Source organism: Variovorax sp. KBS0712, from assembly GCF_006323185.2.
Lineage (GTDB): Bacteria > Pseudomonadota > Gammaproteobacteria > Burkholderiales > Burkholderiaceae_C > Variovorax > Variovorax boronicumulans.
In genome coordinates this window covers 1,245,369-1,262,835 of the sequence record NZ_VCCD02000001.1, presented here as the reverse complement: position 1 = coordinate 1,262,835, position 17,467 = coordinate 1,245,369, and the positions used below count along the sequence as shown (strand labels likewise).

Annotated in this window: 18 protein-coding genes; 5 read left to right on the top strand and 13 right to left on the bottom strand. The window is 67.9% G+C overall.

The features are described 5' to 3' along the window. Positions 1-25 precede the first annotated feature (25 nt). The 4 genes from FFI97_RS05695 to tolB form a co-directional block, all read right to left on the bottom strand. A complete protein-coding gene (locus FFI97_RS05695; protein WP_235926844.1) occupies positions 26-844 on the bottom strand; it encodes a ThiF family adenylyltransferase in 819 nt (272 codons plus the stop codon). 80 nt (positions 845-924) lie between these two features. Beyond that, positions 925-1,677 (bottom strand): tol-pal system protein YbgF, encoded by a 753-nt coding sequence (ybgF, locus tag FFI97_RS05690; protein WP_095745430.1) that lies wholly within the window; start codon positions 1,675-1,677, stop codon positions 925-927. After that, complete coding sequence (pal, locus tag FFI97_RS05685) at positions 1,677-2,195, bottom strand: peptidoglycan-associated lipoprotein Pal (protein ID WP_056580452.1); 519 nt, start codon at positions 2,193-2,195, stop codon at positions 1,677-1,679. The genes ybgF and pal overlap by 1 nt, the downstream gene beginning before the upstream one ends. Before the next feature lie 36 nt (positions 2,196-2,231). Continuing rightward, entirely contained in the window at positions 2,232-3,458 is a 1,227-nt protein-coding gene (gene tolB, locus FFI97_RS05680; protein WP_216360076.1) for a Tol-Pal system beta propeller repeat protein TolB, read from the bottom strand. A gap of 253 nt (positions 3,459-3,711) precedes the next feature. Between tolB and msbA the strand changes: the two genes are divergently transcribed. Beyond that, positions 3,712-5,496: a lipid A export permease/ATP-binding protein MsbA gene (msbA, locus tag FFI97_RS05675; RefSeq protein WP_139701683.1), complete on the top strand. Its 1,785-nt coding sequence runs from the start codon at positions 3,712-3,714 to the stop codon at positions 5,494-5,496. A gap of 6 nt (positions 5,497-5,502) precedes the next feature. Here msbA and FFI97_RS05670 read toward each other — a convergent pair whose 3' ends face one another. Beyond that, the gene (locus FFI97_RS05670; RefSeq protein ID WP_082817950.1) at positions 5,503-6,264 is read right to left on the bottom strand and encodes a GntR family transcriptional regulator; all 762 of its coding nucleotides are present in this window, start codon (positions 6,262-6,264) and stop codon (positions 5,503-5,505) included. Between the two features lie 99 nt (positions 6,265-6,363). On the opposite strand from FFI97_RS05670, the gene FFI97_RS05665 reads away from it, so the two are divergent. The 3 genes from FFI97_RS05665 (at position 6,364) to FFI97_RS05655 (ending at position 9,569) form a co-directional block, all read left to right on the top strand. Continuing rightward, positions 6,364-7,146 carry an SDR family oxidoreductase gene (locus FFI97_RS05665; RefSeq protein ID WP_095948650.1) on the top strand — a complete coding sequence of 261 codons (783 nt, stop codon included), beginning with the start codon at positions 6,364-6,366 and terminating at the stop codon, positions 7,144-7,146. A 47-nt stretch (positions 7,147-7,193) separates the two neighbouring features. Then, entirely contained in the window at positions 7,194-8,126 is a 933-nt protein-coding gene (locus FFI97_RS05660; RefSeq protein ID WP_139701684.1) for a 3-keto-5-aminohexanoate cleavage protein, read from the top strand. 111 nt (positions 8,127-8,237) lie between these two features. Then, positions 8,238-9,569: an MFS transporter gene (locus FFI97_RS05655; protein WP_139701685.1), complete on the top strand. Its 1,332-nt coding sequence runs from the start codon at positions 8,238-8,240 to the stop codon at positions 9,567-9,569. 33 nt (positions 9,570-9,602) lie between these two features. Here the strand turns inward: FFI97_RS05655 and rng are convergent, their stop codons facing one another. From rng to FFI97_RS05615, 8 genes are read right to left on the bottom strand one after another with little or no spacing between them, the layout of a single operon-like run. After that, on the bottom strand, positions 9,603-11,129 hold the full coding sequence (gene rng, locus FFI97_RS05650) for a ribonuclease G (RefSeq protein ID WP_056580445.1): 1,527 nt from the start codon (positions 11,127-11,129) through the stop codon (positions 9,603-9,605). 7 nt (positions 11,130-11,136) lie between these two features. After that, positions 11,137-11,739 carry a Maf family protein gene (locus FFI97_RS05645; RefSeq protein ID WP_139701686.1) on the bottom strand — a complete coding sequence of 201 codons (603 nt, stop codon included), beginning with the start codon at positions 11,737-11,739 and terminating at the stop codon, positions 11,137-11,139. A gap of 40 nt (positions 11,740-11,779) precedes the next feature. Next, a complete protein-coding gene (rlmH, locus tag FFI97_RS05640) occupies positions 11,780-12,247 on the bottom strand; it encodes a 23S rRNA (pseudouridine(1915)-N(3))-methyltransferase RlmH (protein ID WP_070060813.1) in 468 nt (155 codons plus the stop codon). Next, the gene (gene rsfS / locus FFI97_RS05635; RefSeq protein ID WP_062470113.1) at positions 12,244-12,939 is read right to left on the bottom strand and encodes a ribosome silencing factor; all 696 of its coding nucleotides are present in this window, start codon (positions 12,937-12,939) and stop codon (positions 12,244-12,246) included. The genes rlmH and rsfS overlap by 4 nt, the downstream gene beginning before the upstream one ends. Further along, the gene (gene nadD / locus FFI97_RS05630; protein WP_062470111.1) at positions 12,939-13,571 is read right to left on the bottom strand and encodes a nicotinate (nicotinamide) nucleotide adenylyltransferase; all 633 of its coding nucleotides are present in this window, start codon (positions 13,569-13,571) and stop codon (positions 12,939-12,941) included. Before nadD ends, rsfS begins: the two co-directional genes overlap by 1 nt. Beyond that, positions 13,568-14,488 carry an oxygen-dependent coproporphyrinogen oxidase gene (gene hemF / locus FFI97_RS05625; RefSeq protein WP_139701687.1) on the bottom strand — a complete coding sequence of 307 codons (921 nt, stop codon included), beginning with the start codon at positions 14,486-14,488 and terminating at the stop codon, positions 13,568-13,570. Before hemF ends, nadD begins: the two co-directional genes overlap by 4 nt. Beyond that, complete coding sequence (gene purD, locus FFI97_RS05620; protein ID WP_062470106.1) at positions 14,488-15,786, bottom strand: phosphoribosylamine--glycine ligase; 1,299 nt, start codon at positions 15,784-15,786, stop codon at positions 14,488-14,490. Before purD ends, hemF begins: the two co-directional genes overlap by 1 nt. A 43-nt stretch (positions 15,787-15,829) precedes the next feature. Further along, positions 15,830-16,555, bottom strand: coding sequence for a YebC/PmpR family DNA-binding transcriptional regulator (locus FFI97_RS05615; protein ID WP_056580425.1), 726 nt, complete (start codon positions 16,553-16,555; stop codon positions 15,830-15,832). A gap of 118 nt (positions 16,556-16,673) precedes the next feature. On the opposite strand from FFI97_RS05615, the gene FFI97_RS05610 reads away from it, so the two are divergent. Further along, the gene (locus FFI97_RS05610; RefSeq protein ID WP_139701688.1) at positions 16,674-17,465 is read left to right on the top strand and encodes a class I SAM-dependent methyltransferase; all 792 of its coding nucleotides are present in this window, start codon (positions 16,674-16,676) and stop codon (positions 17,463-17,465) included. The last annotated feature ends 2 nt before the right edge of the window (positions 17,466-17,467 follow it).

Here is a 17,467-nt window from a genome sequence, read left to right as displayed (position 1 = left end):
ACGTTGAATCCAGCAAAGCCTTGGATTATAGCGTGGTGTTTCTCGCAATTTCGTCGAGCACCCAGCCTGCCGCACATTGTCCGAAGGTGGCGGTCACGCTGACCACCGATCCGTAGCCGTGGCAGTTGAGCGAACCGTCGCCCGCGTCGATCTGGCAGGACGCGTCGGGCGGTGCCACGCTCTCGCGGCTGAACACGCAGGCCAGACCGATCTTGCGGCCTTCGCGCGGCGCGCCGTGCAGCTTGCGCAGCCGCTGGCGAAGCTGGGCCAGCAGCGGGTCGTGGGTGACGAGCGACAGGTCGTCGATGTCGACCTTGTGCGCCTGCCGCTTGCCGCCCGCCGCGCCGACCGTGATGAACGCGGTGCTGCGCGACACGGTGCGCGCCCAGGCGGCCATGGCGAGCTTGGCCTTCACCTGGTCGCAGGCATCGATCACCGCGTGCACCGGCCCGTGGGCGGCCTGCGCGGTCTCGAGCAGCGAGGCCCAGTTGTCGGGTTCGACGAACTCGTCGATGGCGAGCACCTGGCAGTCGGGGTTGATCTGCGCGATGCGCTCGCGCATGGCCTCGACCTTGGCCTGCCCGACGGTCGAGTCGAGCGCGTGGATCTGGCGGTTGATGTTCGACTCCGACACGTGGTCGAGGTCGATGAGCGTCAGGCGCCCCACGCCGCTGCGTGCCAATGCCTCCACCGCCCACGAACCCACGCCGCCGATGCCGACGACCAGCACATGCGCGTGGCGGATGCGCGCGGCACCGGCCACGCCGTACAGGCGCTCGAGGCCGCCGAAGCGGCGCGCAAAGTCAGGCGCCGCGGTGTCGGTGAGGACATCCGCGGCGGCCATGGGGAGGGACGAGGCTTCTTCAGCCGAAGGCGTCATCGAAGCACTCTCAAGCGGAACACTCCGTCGAAACGGTCATTGCATCAACGCAGGCGCGACAGACGCTCGCGGCCGGCTTGTGCGGCTTCCGACTGCGGGTAGGCCTTGGTCAGGTCTTCCAGTGTGCGTCGTGCGGCGCGCGTGTCCTTCAGTTCGATCTGGCAGTTCGCGATCGACAGCACGGCTTCGGGCGCCTTGGCGTGGTCGGGCGCGAGCGAGAGCATCGAGCGGAAATTGGCGATGGCTTCGTTGTAGTTGCGCGTGGCGTACTGCGCATTGCCGAGCCAGAACAGCGCGGACGCGTTGTAGCCGCTTTGCGGATAGCGCTTCACGAACTCGGCGAAGGCGGTCTGGGCCTGCGCGAACTGGCCCGAGCGGAAGACGCCCAGGGCTGCTTCGAAGTCGGCTTTTTCCTTCGGATCGGCGTTGAACTCGCGCCCATCGATCGAGACCTTGGAAGGCTCGTTCTGCTTGAGCTTGTCGTCGATCGTGGTCTGGCGCGACTGCATTTCGCTCAGCGTGCGCGTGAGCTGCTCGTTCTGGCCGGTCATGCGTGCCAGTTCGCCGCGCATCTGCTCGATCTGGCTTTGCAGGTCGAGCAGGCTGCGGCGCAACTGGCCGTTCTCGTCGGCCAGGCGCTGGTCGGTCTGCTGGCGCATGGCTTCGACGCGCTGGCGCAGGTCGAGGATGGCGCGGCGCGCCTCGTCGTCCTCGAACAGCGCCGCCTGCGAGCCGGCCGACGCGCAGAGCAAGGCGGCGGCGAGGGCCGCGCCTCGCCACAGGGCACGTGGTTGCATCACCGGGTGTAGCGGATTTCAGCGCGGCGGTTCTGCGCCCACACTTCTTCACCCGAGCCCTGGGCCGCGGGCTTTTCCTTGCCGAAGCTCACGGCTTCGATCTGGCTGTCGCTCACGCCCAGCAGCGTGAGCGCGCGGCGCACGGCTTCGGAACGCTTCTGGCCGAGGGCCAGGTTGTACTCGCGGCCGCCGCGCTCGTCGGTGTGGCCTTCGATCGAGATGCGACGTTGCGTGGCGCCCTTGAGGAAGCGTGCATGGCCGTCGATCACCGACTGGAACTCGGGCTTGACCGTGTAGCTGTCGTAGTCGAAGTACACGATGCGCTCGACGCCGACCGGACCTTGCGCCGTGTTGGCGTTGGGGTCGATGGTCACGGGCGCCACGGCGGCAGCGCCGCCTTGCTGGCCGCCGGCCGTGCCGCTGCGGTCGGTGACCGGCGTTTCGTTGAGCTTGGTGCCCGACGAGCAACCGGCGATGAGCGCCACGATGGCGAGCGAATAGATCGTACGTTTCAACATTTGCGAACTCCTCAAGTAAATTTATCTGGTCAATGCTTATTGCTTCTGAAACGGACCCCAGTCCGGTTCACGGATGTCTCCCGCCTGGCCCGCGAGGCGGGCCTTGATCTTTCCGTCCAGCGTGGTCGTCATGAGCGCCTCGCGGCCCTGCAGGTGCGTGGCATAGACGATCAGCTTGCTGTTGGGTGCGAAGCTCGGGCTCTCGTCGGCCGTGGTGTCGGTGATCGCGGCGACATTGCCGCTGGCCAACTCCATCACGTGGAGTTTGAACGCACCGCCGACCCGCGAGATGTAGGCCAACCACCGGCCATCGCCGCTGACAGATGGAGAAATGTTGTAGGTGCCGCTGAAGGTGACCCGCGTCGGGTTGCCACCGCTGGCGCTCATCTTGTAGATCTGGGGCGCGCCGCCGCGGTCGCTCACGAAGTAGATCGTGCTGCCGTCGGCCGAGTACACGGGCTCGGTGTCGATGCTCGAGCTCTGGGTCAGGCGGCGCGGTTCGCCGCCGCTGGCCGGGATGGTGTACAGCTGCGAGCCGCCGTCGCGGCTGAGCGTGACGGCCAGCGAACCGCCGTCGGGTGCCCAGGCCGGGGCGCTGTTGGAGCCCTTGAAGTTGGCGAGCAGCCGGCGCTGGCCGCTGGCCACGTTGTGCACGTAGACCACGGGCTTGCGCGACTCGAAGGACACGTACGCCAGCTGCTGGCCGTTGGACGACCAGCAGGGCGAGATGATCGGCTCGGGGCTGGCGAGCGCAGCCTGTGCGTTCTCGCCATCGGCGTCGGCCACCCACAGCGAATAGCGGCTGCCGCCCTTGGTGACGTAGGCGATGCGGGTCGAGAAGATGCCCTTCTCGCCGGTCAGCTTCTCGTACACGTAGTCGGCGATGCGGTGCGCTGCCAGGCGCAGGTCGCCCTGCGGCACGGTGTAGCTCTGGCCGCCGAGGTCGCGGTCTTTCACGACGTCCCACAGACGGAAGCGCACGTCGTAGCGGCCGTCGCCCAACCGGCTGACGCTGCCCACCACGAGCGAGTCAGCGGTGCGCTGGCGCCACAGGGCGAGGTCGGGGCGCGAGGATTCGTCGAGCGCCTGGCCCGAGGCATCGACGCCGCGGAACTGGCCGCTGCGTTCGAGGTCGGCCTGGACGATGTCGGAAATCTTCTGGGGCGAGGCGTCCTGCCCCCGGAAAGGCACGAGCGCGATCGGCAACTGCGTCAGCCCCACGCCCGACACCTCGACCCGGAACTGGGCCATGGCGGGAAGCATGGGAGAGGCAGCAAGGGCCGCGATGAGGCTGCGGCGTGCAATCAACGATGAAGAAGGAGTTGGGGAAAGATCTGGCAACGGCTTGTTCATGCGGTTCGGAGAGGTTTCCGGGTAAAAAGTTTCTCCCCGGCGTTTCACGGGCCACATGTTACACACTGGTTTGGACACGCCGTCACAAAACGTTTATCCGGCGAAATGGTCCTACAGGCCTCTCGAAAGGCGGTCGGAGCCGCCCCGTAAAATCCGCCGCCATATGCAAGCATCCCCCGGCAGCGAGAGCGCCCGCCCTCCCCTCATGCGCCGGCTGGCGCGACTCATGACCTGGTTCGGCAGTTCGCGCCAATGGTGGGCCGTGGGGCTGATCGGCGCCCTGCTGGCCGCGCTCACCGAGCCGCTCATGGCCGCCCTGCTCAAGCCGCTGCTCGACCGGGGCTTCACGCGCGGCGAAATGCCGCTGTGGTTCATTCCGGCCGCCGTGCTGCTGCTGTTCGCTGTGCGCGGCATCGCGCAATTCATTTCGCAGTACGCGCTCTCGCGCATCGCCAACGAAGGCATGCAGAAGCTGCGCCGCGTGCTGTTCGAACGGCTGCTCGGCGCCGAGCTGGCGCTGTTTGCGCGGCAGTCGGCCAGCGCGCTGTCGAACACCGTGGTGTACGAGGTGCAGACGGGCGCCATGCTGCTGGTGCAGGCGCTGCTCGGGCTCTCGCGCGACGGCTTCACGCTGATCGCGCTGCTGGGCTACCTGGTCTACCTGAACTGGAAGCTCACGCTCATCGTCGCCTTCCTGGTGCCCAGCATCTCCTGGATCATGAAGGTGTTCTCCAAGCGCCTGTACAAGCTCACGCAGCAAGGCCAGCAGGCCACCGACGAGCTTGCCTACGTGGTCGAGGAAAACGTACTGGCCCACCGCGTGGTGCGGCTGCACGGCGCGGAGCAGGCGCAGGAGCGCCGCTTCGAACAGCTGAGCCAGCGCCTGAACCGCCTGGCCGTGAAATCGACCATCGCCCAGGCCGCCACCACGCCGCTGACGCAGATGATGGCTTCGCTGGCGCTGTCGGTGGTGGTGATGATCGCGCTGTGGCAAAGCGGCAAGCAGGGCTTCACGGTGGGCGGCTTCGTCGCCTACATCACGGCCATGCTGATGCTGATCGCGCCGATCCGCCGCCTGGCCGAAGTGGCCGGGCCGATCACGCGCGGCCTCGCAGCGCTGGAGCGTGGGCTGATCCTCATCGACGAAGTGGCGCCCGAATCGCAGGGCACCTTCAGCATCGCGCACGCGCAAGGCCACATCGAGCTGCGCAACGTGCAGGTCAGCTACCGCGGCGACGACGAACAGCGCGCGCTCGACGGCGTGAACCTCGTCATCGAGCCGGGCCAGGTGGTGGCCTTCGTCGGCCCCTCGGGCTCGGGCAAGACCACGCTGGTCAACCTGCTGCCGCGTTTCGTGCAGCCCAGCGGCGGCCAGGTGCTGCTCGACGGCCACGACACCAGCGAGTGGCAGCTCAAGAGCCTGCGCGCCCAGTTCGCGATGGTGAGCCAGGACGTGGTGATGCTCAACGACACACTCGCCGCCAACGTGGCGCTGGGCGGCGACATCGACATCGCGCGCGTGCAGTCCTGCCTCGAGGCGGCCAACCTGAGCGCGCATGTCGAGACGCTGCCGCAGGGCATCGACACCGTGCTGGGCCACAACGCCACGCAGCTGTCGGGCGGCCAGCGCCAACGGCTGGCGATTGCCCGCGCGCTGTACAAGAACGCGCCCGTGCTGCTGCTCGACGAAGCCACGTCGGCGCTGGACACCGAATCGGAACGGCTGGTGCAGGACGCCCTGCAGCGCCTGATGCAGGGCCGCACCACGCTGATCGTGGCGCACCGCCTGTCGACCATCCAGCACGCCGACCGCATCATCGTGATGGAGCAAGGCCGCATCGCCGAACAAGGCAGCCACGAGCAACTCATGGCGAGCGACGGGCTCTATGCACGGCTGCAGACGCTGGCGGTGCGCAGCGCGGCGCCGGGGCAGGACCCGACGCTCTGAGGCCCCTCAGCGCGCAGTGCCTGCGGCGCTGCGCGCCTTCTTCGCCGCCGGTGCGGCGTTCTGCGGCGGCAGCGTGCCATCCGACACCAACACGCCTGTCGACAGGATGAATTCCGCAGCGCTTTCGATGTCGCCCTGCAGTGCGGCCCGGGCCTTGGCACCATCGCGGCGCTTCAGCGCGGCCAGCAGCGCCGCATGGTGCGACATCGCCACCTTGTCCCCCACGCGGCGCGAGCCGGCCCGCAGGTCGTAGTTGAGGATGGGGCCGATGCGCAGCCACAGCGCCTCGATCATCTGCAGCAACACCGGCATGTCGGCGGCAGCGTAGACCGCGAAGTGGAACTCCTTGTTGAAGGTGACGAGCTTCGAGCCGTCGGGGCTGGCCGCATTCATCTCGGCCGCGAACTCGTCGTGCCAGCGCGTGATGTCGCGCAGCGCCACCGCGCCTGGCGCCGAGGCCGCCACTTCCGTGGCCAAGCCTTCGAGGTTGGTGCGGATGGTGGTGATCTCCTTGAACTGCGCCGCCGTCATCCGGGGCACGCGCAAGGTGCGGCTGGGCGTGAGTTCGAGCGCCTGCTCGGCCACCAGGCGCTGCATCGCCTCGCGCACCGGCATCACGCTCACGCCCAGCGCCTCGGCCGCGCTGCGCAATGAAATCTGCTCGCCCGGCATCATCTGCCCGCTCATCACGAGGTCGCGCAACTGGTCGTAGACGTTGGCGCTGAGCGTCTGGCGCTTCAGGGGGGTGACGAGATCGGTGAGGCTCATGCGTCGAAGTATATGGCCGGGGTATTCCCTATGAATTATCTGTGATCACAGATATACGATCCCCGTCATTCCAAAATCGACCCTAAGGATCTCTTCAGCATGTGGAACAACAACTCCCTCGCCGGCCGGCGCGTGCTCGTCACCGCCGGTGCCAACGGCATCGGCCTGGACATCGTGCGCAGCTTCGCGGCGGCGGGCGCCAAAGTCTTCGTCTGCGATGTGCAGGCCGCCAGCCTCGACCAGCTGGCGCGTGAACTGCCCGAGGTGGGCCGCTGCGTTGCCGACGTGTCCAACGAGGACGACGTGGCCCGCCTGTTCGAGGCCGTCGACCGCGAACTCGGCGGCCTCGACGTGCTGGTGAACAACGCCGGCGTGGCCGGCCCCACCGGGCCGGTCGAGACCGTCTCGCTCGCCGACTGGGAACGCACGATGGCCGTCAACGTCACCGGCCAGTTCCTCTGCGTGCGGCTGGCCGTGCCGCGGCTGCGCAAGGGCCGCCTGCCCGCCATCATCAACCTGTCCTCGGCCGCCGGGCACCTGGGCATGCCGGGGCGCTCGCCCTACTCCGCCTCGAAGTGGGCCGTCATCGGTTTCACGAAAACGCTGGCGCTCGAGCTCGGGGCCGACGGCATCCGCGTCAACGCGATCCTGCCGGGCGCGGTCGATGGTCCGCGCATCCGTGCGGTGATCGCCGCCAAGGCCGAGGCGCTGGGCAAGCCGCTCGACGAAGTGACGCGCGCCTACACCGCGCAGGCCGCGCTGGGCCGCATGGTCACAGCGACAGACATCGCGAACATGGTGCTGTTCGCTGCCAGCGACCTGGCCGCCAGCGTCACGGGCCAGGAGCTCGTGGTGGACGGCCACACGCAAGCACTGAGCTGATCCCCTCGCACGCCCTTTCTTTTCCTCTTCTTCTTTCCGGACACCTCATGGCCCAACGCCCCAAAGCCATCATCACCTGCGCCCCCACGGGCGCCATCCACACGCCCAGCATGTCGCCGCACCTTCCCGTGACGGCCGACGAAATTGCGCACGCTTCGATCGAAGCCGCCCGCGCGGGCGCCGCGATCCTGCACCTGCATGCGCGCGACCCGAAGGACGGCCGCCCGTCGCAGGACCCGGACCTGTTCCGCCCCTTCCTCTCGAAGATCAAGGCCGCGACCGATGCGGTGATCAACATCACGACCGGCGGCAGCCCGCACATGAGCGTCGAGGAGCGCATGCGCCCGGCCACCACCTTCAAGCCCGAGCTCGCCTCGCTCAACATGGGCTCGATGAACTTCGGCCTCTTTCCGATGCTGGAGCGCTTCAAGTCCTTCGAGCATGAATGGGAGCGCGAGCACCTGGAGAACAGCCGCAACCTGATCTTCAAGAACACCTTCGCCGACATCGAGAACATCCTCAAGCTCGGCAACGCCAACGGCACGCGCTTCGAGTTCGAGTGCTACGACGTGAGCCACCTCAACAACCTGCGGCACTTCCTGGACCGCGGGCTGGTGCAGGCGCCGGTCTTCGTGCAGACGGTCTTCGGCATCCTGGGCGGCATCGGCGCCGATCCCGAAGACCTGATGCACATGCGCCGCACCGCCGCGCGGCTGTTCGGCGACCGCTTCGAATGGTCGATCCTCGGCACCGGCCGCAACCAGCTGCCGCTGGCCACCATCGGTGCGGCCATGGGCTCGCACGTGCGCGTCGGGCTCGAAGACTCGCTGTGGATCGGCCCGGGCCGGCTCGCCGCGTCGAGCGCCGAGCAGGTGCTGCGCATCCGCGCCGTGCTGGAGGCACTGAACATCGACATCGCGACACCCGCCGAAGCGCGCGAGATCCTCGGGCTCAAGGGCGCGGCGAACGTCGACTTCTAGCCCTGCGCCAGAACCACTGACCCGACTCGGCCCGGCCCACGACCGGGCCGCATCTGCACGCCCGCCGGCGACCTTCCGCCAGAACACGACAGGACAGGAGAGAGACATCCCATGCAACACACATCCATCCCCGCCACGCCGCCGGGCCTGCGCGCCCGCCAGGCCGTCGACGAGCAGGCCTCGCTCAATGCGCTGATCTTTCGCAAGCTCATGCCGCTGTTGGTGCTGGCCTATGTGATCAGCTTCATCGACCGCACCAACATCGCGCTGGCCAAGAGCCACATGGCCGTGGATATCGGCATCTCGGCGGCCGCCTACGGGCTGGGCGCCGGGCTGTTCTTCCTGAGCTACGCGCTGCTCGAAGTGCCCAGCAACCTCGTGATGCACCGTGTGGGCGCGCGCTGGTGGATCGCCCGCATCATGATCACCTGGGGCTTGCTGTCGGCCGGCATGGCCTTCGTCACGGGCGAGACCTCGTTCTACGTGATGCGCATCCTGCTCGGCGCGGCGGAAGCCGGCCTGTTCCCGGGCGTGATGCTGTACCTGAACTACTGGTTCGGCCGCAAGGACCGCGCACGCGCCACGGGCTACTTCCTGCTCGGCGTGTGCATCGCGAACATCCTCAGCGGCCCGGTCGGCGGCGCGCTGCTGCAGATGGACGGCCTGTGGGGCTGGCACGGCTGGCAATGGATGTTCGTGCTCGAAGGCCTGCCCGCCGTGGCGCTGGCCTTCGTGGTCTGGCGCAAGCTGCCCGACGGGCCTTCGAGTGCCAGCTGGCTCACGCGCCCGCAGGCGCAGGCCATCGAACGCCAGCTCGCCGCCGAACGCGCCGAGGACGTGGCCAACGGCCAGGTCGGTGAGTCATTCCGCGCCTGCCTGGTCGACCGGCAGATCTGGCTGGCGATTTTTGTCTACTTCTGCCACCAGATCAGCATCTACACGGTGATCTTCTTCCTGCCGAGCATCATCGGCACCTACGGCAAGCTCTCGCCGCTGGAGATCGGCGCGCTCAACTCGCTGCCCTGGGTGGCCGCCGCTGTCGGCGCCATTGCGCTGCCCCGCCTCGCGGTCACGCCGCAGCGCGGCCGGCGCCTGCTGCTGGTCGGGTTGGTCTCGATGGCGGTGGGCCTGCTGATCGCAGCCTTCGCGAGCCCGGCCGTCGCGCTGGCCGGCTTCTGCCTCACGGGCTCGATGTTCTTCGTGGTGCAGTCCGTGATCTTCCTGTTCGCGTCGTCACGGCTGGCCGGCGTGGCGCTGGCAGGCGGACTCGCGTTGGTCAACACCTGCGGCCTCGTGGGCGGCTTCATCGGCCCGTCGGTGATGGGCTGGATCGAGCAGAGCACGGGCAGCACGAAGAACGGACTGTTGCTGATCGCCGGGATGCTGGTGGCCGCTGCACTGGCCAGCATCTGGATGCGGCAAGGCCAGGAATCGAAGCGCTGACCCGTCGTTGCAACGGGCCGCGCGCTCCTGTCGTCAGAGCAGCACGATGTCGTACTGTCCCTGCCCGATCGCCGGCTCCGACTGCAGCGAGATCGGCTTGCCGATGAAGTCGCTCAACCCGGCGAGGTGCTGGCTCTCTTCGTCGAGGAACAGCTCGATGACCTGCGGTGACGAGACGATGCGGAACTCGCGCGGCGTGAACTGCCGCGCCTCGCGCAGGATCTCGCGCATCACGTCGTAGGCCACGCTGCGCGCGGTCTTCACGATGCCCTGCCCGCCGCAGGCCACGCAGGGCTCGCACAGCATGTGGGCCAGCGATTCGCGCGTGCGCTTGCGCGTCATCTCGACCAGGCCGAGCTGCGAGAAGCCGCCGGCCGTGGTCTTCACGCGGTCGCGCGCGAGCTGCTTGCGGAACTCGGCCAGCACCTGCTCGCGATGGTCGTCGCGCGCCATGTCGATGAAGTCGACGATGATGATTCCGCCCAGGTTGCGCAGGCGCAGCTGCCGCGCAATGGCCTGCGCGGCCTCGAGGTTGGTCTTGAAGATGGTGTCGTCGAAGTTGCGCGCACCGACGAAGCCGCCGGTGTTCACGTCGACGGTGGTCAGCGCCTCGGTCTGGTCGACCACGAGGTAGCCGCCCGATTTCAGGTCGACGCGCCGGCCCAGCGCTTTCGCGATTTCCTCGTCCACCGAATACAGGTCGAAGATCGGCCGCTCGCCCTTGTAGTGCTGCAGCTTGCCGGCCGCCTGCGGCATGAATTCGAGGCCGAATTTCAGCAGCACCTCGAACTGCTCGCGCGAGTCGATGCGGATGGTCTGCGTGTCTTCGCTCGTCATGTCGCGCAGCACGCGCTGCAGCAGGCTCAGGTCCTGGTGCAGCAGCGACATGGCCGGCATCCGGCTCGAGGCCTCGCGGATGCGCGTCCAGGTCTTGCGCAGGTAGGCGATGTCTTCGGCCAGTTCGGCGTCGGCCGCGTCTTCGCCGTTGGTGCGCAGGATGAAGCCGCCCGTGTTCACAGGCACCACGCCGCCGCTCTCGGCGGCCGCGGCCGCCTCGATGAGCGCCAGCATGCGGTTGCGCAGCGACTCGCGCTGGTCGGGCGGGATCTTCTGCGACACGCCGATGTGGTTGTCCTGCGGCAGGAACACCAGCAGGCGCCCGGCGATGCTGATCTGCGTGGACAGCCGCGCGCCCTTGGTGCCGATCGGGTCCTTGATGACCTGCACCAGCAGCGACTGGCCTTCGAACACCTGCTTCTCGATGGGCACCATCGGCCCGCCGTTGCGGTGGTCGCGCTCGGGCGGCGTGGCGCTCGGGCGCGAGCCCGGCGTGAACGGCGAGACGATGTCGGCCACGTGCAGGAAGGCGGTGCGCTCCAGGCCGATGTCGATGAAGGCCGACTGCATGCCCGGCAGCACGCGCGAGACCTTGCCCAGGTAGATGTTGCCGACCAGCCCGCGCTCGAGCGTGCGCTCGACGTGCAGCTCTTGCACCGCGCCGTGCTCGACCAGCGCCACACGGGTCTCCTGCGGAGACCAGTTGATCAGGATGTCTTGCATGGATGTCTTAAGTATTGAAACCGACGCCTCGAAGCAGCTGCGCGGTCTCGAACATGGGGAGTCCCATGATGCCCGAATAGGAGCCGCTGATGTGCTCCACGAACGCCGCCGCTGCGCCCTGAATGGCGTAGGCGCCGGCCTTGCCGAGCGGCTCGCCGCTGGCGGCGTAGGCCGCGACCTGCTTCTTCGTGAGCGTGGCGAAGCGCACGCGCGACACGCTCAGCGCCGCATGGCGTCGACGGCCGTTCTGCAGCGCGACCGCCGTGAGCACACGGTGCGTGGCGCCGGACAGGTGCGCCAGCATGCGCTCGGCATCGCGCGCGTCCTCGGGCTTGCCGAGGATGGTGCGGCCGAGCGCGACCGTGGTGTCGGCGCAGAGCACGGGCGCATCGGCCAGGCCCAGGCGCTTGCGGCGCGCAACGGCGGCATCGAGCTTGAGGGCGGTCACGCGCTGCACGTACGCTGTGGGCGACTCGTTCGGCAGCAAGGCCTCGAGCGCCTCGGCGTCTTCGTCGGCACCGGCCAGCAGCAGTTCGTGGCGCACGCCGAGCTGGCCGAGCAATTGGGCGCGGCGCGGGCTTTGCGACGCGAGGTAGATGAAGTCAGGCAAGTTCAGGTCTCCGAGGTGGGCCCCACCGCCGGCCCCGTGGTCATTCCCGGTGGTACGGATGGCCCGCGTTGACCGACCACGCCCGGTAGAGCTGTTCGACCAGCAGCACGCGCGCCATGGCATGCGGCAGGGTCAGGTCGGACAGGCGGATGCGTTCGTGCGCCGCGGCCTTGAAGGCCGGGTCGAGCCCGTCGGGGCCGCCGATGACCAGTGCCACGTCGTCGCCCTCGCCCTGCCAGGTCTGCAGCCGTGCGGCCAGCGCCTTGGTGGTGAGCGCGGTGCCGCGCTCGTCGAGCACGACGATGCGCATGCCGCGGGCGATGGCGCCTTCGATGCGCTCGCGCTCGGCGGCATACAGCGTCTCGAGTGTCTTGGAGCCGCGCGGCTCGGTCTTGACGGCGCGCAACTCGAGCTTGAGCTCGGGCGGGAAGCGCTTGGCGTAGTCGTCCCAGGCAGTCTGCGCCCAGTCGGGCATGCGCTGCCCGACGGCGACCACCAGCAGCTTCATGCGCGGCGGGCTGGCGCCTTCTTGGCCGGCGCCTTCTTCGCAGCGGTCTTCTTGGCGGCCGGCTTGCCGACCACCTTCACCGGCACGCGTGCGGTGCCCGTGGCGGACTTCTTCGCAGGCGCCTTCTTGGCGGCAGTCTTGCCCGCGGTCTTCGATGCGGCCTTCTTCGCCGGGGCCTTGGCGGCCTTGGCTTCCTGCTCGGCCGCGCGGATCGCGGTCTTGGCGGCGCTCGAACGGCGCAGGCTCGGCGTCTTGGCGGCGGCCGTCTTCTTCTCTTCGGCACCCTTGACGACGGACGAAGCAGTGGCCAGCGCGGGCTTGGTGGCGCCGAGCTTGGCGCGCACCGGCTTGTCACCCCAGATCTCTTCGAGGTGGTAGTACTGGCGGATGGCGGGCTGCATGATGTGCGCCACGGCCGCGCCGCAGTCCACAATGATCCACTCGCCGTTTTCCTCGCCCTCGGTGCGCGGCTTGGCAAAGCCGGCTTCGCGCACGGCGTCGCGCACGCTCGATGCGAGCGCCTTGGTCTGGCGGTTGGAGGTGCCCGACGCCACGATCACGCGCTCGAACAGCGGCGAGAGGTGCTCCGTGTCGAATACCTGGATGTCCTGCGCCTTGACGTCTTCGAGACCATCGATGATGGCTCGCTGGAGTTTTTGGATGTCTTTTTTGGCGGCGGCTTCAGTGGTCATCAGGCAGAGCGGTAGAGGTGGTGTTGGTCAATATAGCGTGCAACCGTGGGCGGAACCAGCGAGGAAATGTCCACACCCGACGCCACACGCCGCCGGATATCGGTGGCGCTGGTGTCCATGGCGGCAGGCAGTTCAAGCGCCTCGAAACGCGCGCCAGCCGGGAGGCCGGGCAGCTGTTTCGGATCAAAACGAGTGACGTCACCCGTCGATAGTGCGCGATACGCTACAGAAACGATAGCAATGCCGAGTATATCCTGCCAGCCGTGCCAGGTCGGCAAGGCCGCCGCCTGGTCCGCGCCCATCACCAGCACGAGCTGTGCGCCGGGCTGCTCTTTCTGCAATTCATGCAGCGTGTCGAGCGTGTAGGTCGGGCCGTCGCGCAACACCTCGCGGCTGTCGATGACGACCTTGCCTTGCAGGTTGCCGAAGGCCAGTTGCGCCATCGCAAGGCGGTCTTCCTTCGGCGTGAGCGTACGGCTCTTGTGCCAGGCCTGCCCCGTGGGAATGACGTGCAACTCCGTCAGATCGAGTTGCGCCAATGCAGCTTCGGCCAGGGCGACGTGGGCGTTGTGCGGCGGGTCGAAGGCCCCGCCGAAGACGCCGATGCGCAAAGCGGAACCGGTGGGGCTCACACCCAGTCCCGGCGCACGATGAAGTCGCTGTACAGCGCGGCTTCGGGGCTGCCCGCTTCGGGCTGTTGCCGGTAGGCCCAGCTCGCGAGCGGCGGCATCGACAGCAGGATCGATTCGGTGCGTCCACCCGACTGCAGGCCGAAGTGCGTGCCGCGGTCCCACACGAGGTTGAACTCGACATAGCGCCCACGCCGGTACAGCTGGAACTCGCGTTCGCGCTCGCCGTACGGCATGCCGCGTCGGCGTTCGACGATCGGCAGGTAGGCCTGCAGGAATGCATCGCCGACCGAGCGGATCAGCGCAAAGCCGTTCTCGATGCCGCCCTCGGCGAAGTCGTCGAAGAAGATGCCACCGATGCCGCGCTGCTCGTTGCGGTGCTTCAAAAAGAAATACTCGTCGCACCACGTCTTGAAGCGCGGGTACTTGTCGGCGCCGAAAGGCGCGAGCGCGTCGCGGCACACGGTGTGGAAGTGCACCGCGTCTTCCTCGAAGCCGTAGCACGGCGTGAGGTCCATGCCGCCGCCGAACCAGCACACGGGATCGCCGCCGCCCGCGGGCTGTGCGGCCAGCATGCGCACGTTCATGTGGACGATCGGCACGTAGGGGTTGCGCGGGTGAAACACCAGCGACACACCCATGGCCTCGAACGGCGCGCCCGACAGCTCGGGACGGTTCTGCGTGGCCGAGGGCGGCAACTTGGCGCCGCGCACCTGCGAGAAGCCGACGCCGGCGCGCTCGAACAGCGCGCCGCCTTCGAGGATGCAGGTCAGGCCGCTGCCCTGCAGCGGCTCGCCGGGTTCTTTCTGCCAGGCGTCGCGCACCGCGCTGCCGCCGTCCGCCGCCTCGACCGCCGAGATGATCGATTGCTGCAGTCCGCGCAGGTAGTCGCCGACCGCCTTCGGCTGGGTGGCTGGCATCAGGCGTGGGGCGTGTTGCGCGCGTTCACGGCGCGGTAGCCGATGTCCTTGCGGTACTGCGCACCGTCGAACTGCACGCGCGCCGCGACCTCGTAGGCGCGCTGCTGCGCCTGCTTGACGCTGTCGGCCAGCACGGTCACGCAGAGCACGCGGCCGCCGCTGGTCTTGAGCTCACCGTTCTCGAGCGTGGTGCCCGCGTGGAACACCACGGCATCGGGCGCCTCGGCCGGGATGCCGCTGATGCGGTCGCCCTTGCGCGGCGACAGCGGGTAACCGTGCGCGGCCATCACCACACCCAGCGCCACGCGCCGGTCCCACTGCAGCTCGACCTGGTCGAGCGTGCCATCGGTGGCGTGCCAGAACACCTCGAACAGGTCGGACTTCAGGCGCATCATGATCGGCTGCGTCTCGGGGTCACCCATGCGGCAGTTGAATTCGAGCGTCTTGGGCTGGCCGGCCGCGTCGATCATGAGACCGGCATAGAGGAAGCCGGTGAACGGAATGCCGTCCTTTTCCATGCCGCGGATGGTCGGCAGGATGATCTCGCGCATGGCACGCGCATGCACCTCGGCCGTGACCACCGGTGCGGGCGAGTACGCGCCCATGCCGCCGGTGTTCGGGCCTTCGTCGCCGTCCAGCAGGCGCTTGTGGTCCTGGCTGGTGGCCAGCGCGGCGACGTTCTTGCCGTCGCACATCACGATGAAACTGGCTTCTTCGCCTTGCAGGAATTCTTCGATGACGACGCGTGCGCCGCCTTCGTTGTGCGACACGCCGAACTTGTTGTCGACCAGCATGAAGTCGACGGCCTCATGGGCTTCCTGCGCGGTCATGGCAACCACCACGCCCTTGCCGGCGGCCAGGCCGTCGGCCTTGACGACGATGGGCGCACCCTTGGCGTCGATGTACGCATGGGCGGCAGCGGCGTCGGTGAAGGCCTCGTATTCGGCCGTCGGGATCTTGTGGCGCTTCATGAAGGCCTTCGAGAAAGCCTTGGAGCTTTCGAGCTGCGCAGCGGCCTGCGTCGGGCCGAAGATGCGCAGGCCGTGCGCGCGGAACTCGTCCACCACGCCCGCCGCCAGCGGCCCCTCGGGGCCGACCACGGTCAGCGCGATTTTCTCGGCCATCGCCCACTCGCGCAGCGCGGCGGGTTCGGTGATGTCGATGCAGTCGTAGCGTTCGTCGCTCACGGTGCCGCCGTTGCCCGGCGCCACGTAGACGCGGCTGACCCGGTTGCCCTGCGCCAGCCGCCACGCCAATGCGTGCTCGCGGCCCCCTCCTCCAATCACCAGTACCTTCATTCGCGGGCTTTCGTTTGTCGCTGTGGATCCATCATTCATTCGCTCAGTCGGACAGTGCGGCGTTGTGATAAACGTCCTGCACGTCGTCCAGGTCCTCGAGCACGTCGAGGAGCTTCTGCATCCTGGCCGCGTCTTCGCCGGTCACGTCCACGGTGTTCTCGGCGCGCATCGTGATTTCGGCGGCGTCGGGCTTCAGGCCCGCGGCTTCGAGCGCGTTCTTCACGGCCTCGAAGTCGCCGATGGCGGTGAGCACCTCGATGGCGCCATCGTCGTCGGTGATCACGTCCTCGGCGCCGGCTTCGAGGGCCACTTCCATGACCTTGTCCTCGCTGGTGCCGGGCGCAAAGATGATCTGGCCGCAGTGCTTGAACTGGAAGGCCACCGAGCCTTCGGTGCCCATGTTGCCGCCGTGCTTGGAGAAGGCGTGGCGCACTTCGGCCACGGTGCGCACGCGGTTGTCGGTCATGGTGTCGACGATGATCGCCGCGCCGCCGATGCCGTACCCTTCGTAACGAATTTCTTCGTAATTGACGCCTTCGAGGTTGCCCGTGGCCTTGTCGATGTTGCGCTTGACGGTGTCGATGGGCAGGTTGACCGCCTTGGCCTTTTCGACCGCCAGCCGCAGCCGGGGGTTGGCGCTGAGGTCGGCGCCGCCGGCGCGTGCCGCCACCGTGATTTCACGGATGGCGCGGGTCCAGAGCTTGCCCCGTTTCTCGTCCTGGCGGCCCTTGCGGTGCTGAATATTTGCCCACTTGCTATGTCCGGCCATGGCTTTCTCTCTCGCTGTCGTGTGTTTTCAAAGCAAGTGTGGAGTTTACTGTCCGGCGCACACAACGCTCCCCCGGCGCCCGGGATTTCGGCCCGGACCTTTTGGTGATAATTGTTCGATGACGCCATCGCCCATTGCCGGTACGGGAAATCCCGACGCCCTGCCGCCGCACGCCCCGCTGCCGCTGTACTACAACACCGAAGCGGAGCACCAGGCGTTCCTGCGGCGCATCTTCGACAGCACGGCCGCGGACTACGACCGCATCGAAGCCGTGCTGGCCTTCGGCACCGGCCCCTCGTACCGCCGCGACGCGCTGAAGCAGGCCGGCCTCACGGCGGGCGCCCAGGTGCTCGACGTGGGCATCGGCACCGGGCTCGTCGCCCGCGAAGCCCTGAAGCTCATCGGCTCTACCGGCAAGCTCACCGGCGTCGACCCCAGCGTGGGCATGATGGGCCAGGTCCGGCTGCCCGGCGTCGAACTCATTCAAGGCGTCGCCGAGGCCCTGCCCCGGCCCGACGCCAGCTGCGATTTCGTGAGCATGGGTTACGCCATGCGCCACATCAGCGATGTGGCCGCCGCCTTTTCCGAGTTCCATCGCGTGCTGCGCCCGGGCGGGCGCGTGGTGGTGCTCGAGATCACCAAGCCCGAGGGCCGCATCGCCACCGCACTGCTCAAGGGCTACATGCGCGCCGTGGTGCCGCTGATCGCCCGCGTGGTCGGCCGCCGCAGCGACACCTCGGAGCTGTGGCGCTATTACTGGGACACGATCGAGGCCTGCATCCCGCCCGAGCGCGTCATGCGGGCACTGGGCGCCGCCGGCTTCAGCGACGTGCGCCGGCATGCGAGCCTCGGGGTCTTCTCGGCCTACACCGGCCGCAAACCCGAATCCACCGCCGACGAGGTTCGCTGAAC

Bases quoted from the DNA above. Each gene is read 5' to 3' on its own strand.
- FFI97_RS05615 (WP_056580425.1), bottom strand. From the start codon at position 16,555: ATGGCCGGACATAGCAAGTGGGCAAATATTCAGCACCGCAAGGGCCGC.
- FFI97_RS05655 (WP_139701685.1), top strand. From the start codon at position 8,238: ATGCAACACACATCCATCCCCGCCACGCCGCCGGGCCTGCGCGCCCGC.
- rng (WP_056580445.1), bottom strand. From the start codon at position 11,129: ATGCAAGACATCCTGATCAACTGGTCTCCGCAGGAGACCCGTGTGGCG.
- FFI97_RS05695 (WP_235926844.1), bottom strand. From the start codon at position 844: ATGGCCGCCGCGGATGTCCTCACCGACACCGCGGCGCCTGACTTTGCG.
- FFI97_RS05610 (WP_139701688.1), top strand. From the start codon at position 16,674: ATGACGCCATCGCCCATTGCCGGTACGGGAAATCCCGACGCCCTGCCG.
- purD (WP_062470106.1), bottom strand. From the start codon at position 15,786: ATGAAGGTACTGGTGATTGGAGGAGGGGGCCGCGAGCACGCATTGGCG.
- pal (WP_056580452.1), bottom strand. From the start codon at position 2,195: ATGTTGAAACGTACGATCTATTCGCTCGCCATCGTGGCGCTCATCGCC.
- hemF (WP_139701687.1), bottom strand. From the start codon at position 14,488: ATGCCAGCCACCCAGCCGAAGGCGGTCGGCGACTACCTGCGCGGACTG.
- tolB (WP_216360076.1), bottom strand. From the start codon at position 3,458: ATGCTTCCCGCCATGGCCCAGTTCCGGGTCGAGGTGTCGGGCGTGGGG.
- rlmH (WP_070060813.1), bottom strand. From the start codon at position 12,247: ATGAAGCTGCTGGTGGTCGCCGTCGGGCAGCGCATGCCCGACTGGGCG.
- FFI97_RS05670 (WP_082817950.1), bottom strand. From the start codon at position 6,264: ATGAGCCTCACCGATCTCGTCACCCCCCTGAAGCGCCAGACGCTCAGC.
- FFI97_RS05660 (WP_139701684.1), top strand. From the start codon at position 7,194: ATGGCCCAACGCCCCAAAGCCATCATCACCTGCGCCCCCACGGGCGCC.
- FFI97_RS05665 (WP_095948650.1), top strand. From the start codon at position 6,364: ATGTGGAACAACAACTCCCTCGCCGGCCGGCGCGTGCTCGTCACCGCC.
- msbA (WP_139701683.1), top strand. From the start codon at position 3,712: ATGCAAGCATCCCCCGGCAGCGAGAGCGCCCGCCCTCCCCTCATGCGC.
- rsfS (WP_062470113.1), bottom strand. From the start codon at position 12,939: ATGACCACTGAAGCCGCCGCCAAAAAAGACATCCAAAAACTCCAGCGA.
- ybgF (WP_095745430.1), bottom strand. From the start codon at position 1,677: ATGCAACCACGTGCCCTGTGGCGAGGCGCGGCCCTCGCCGCCGCCTTG.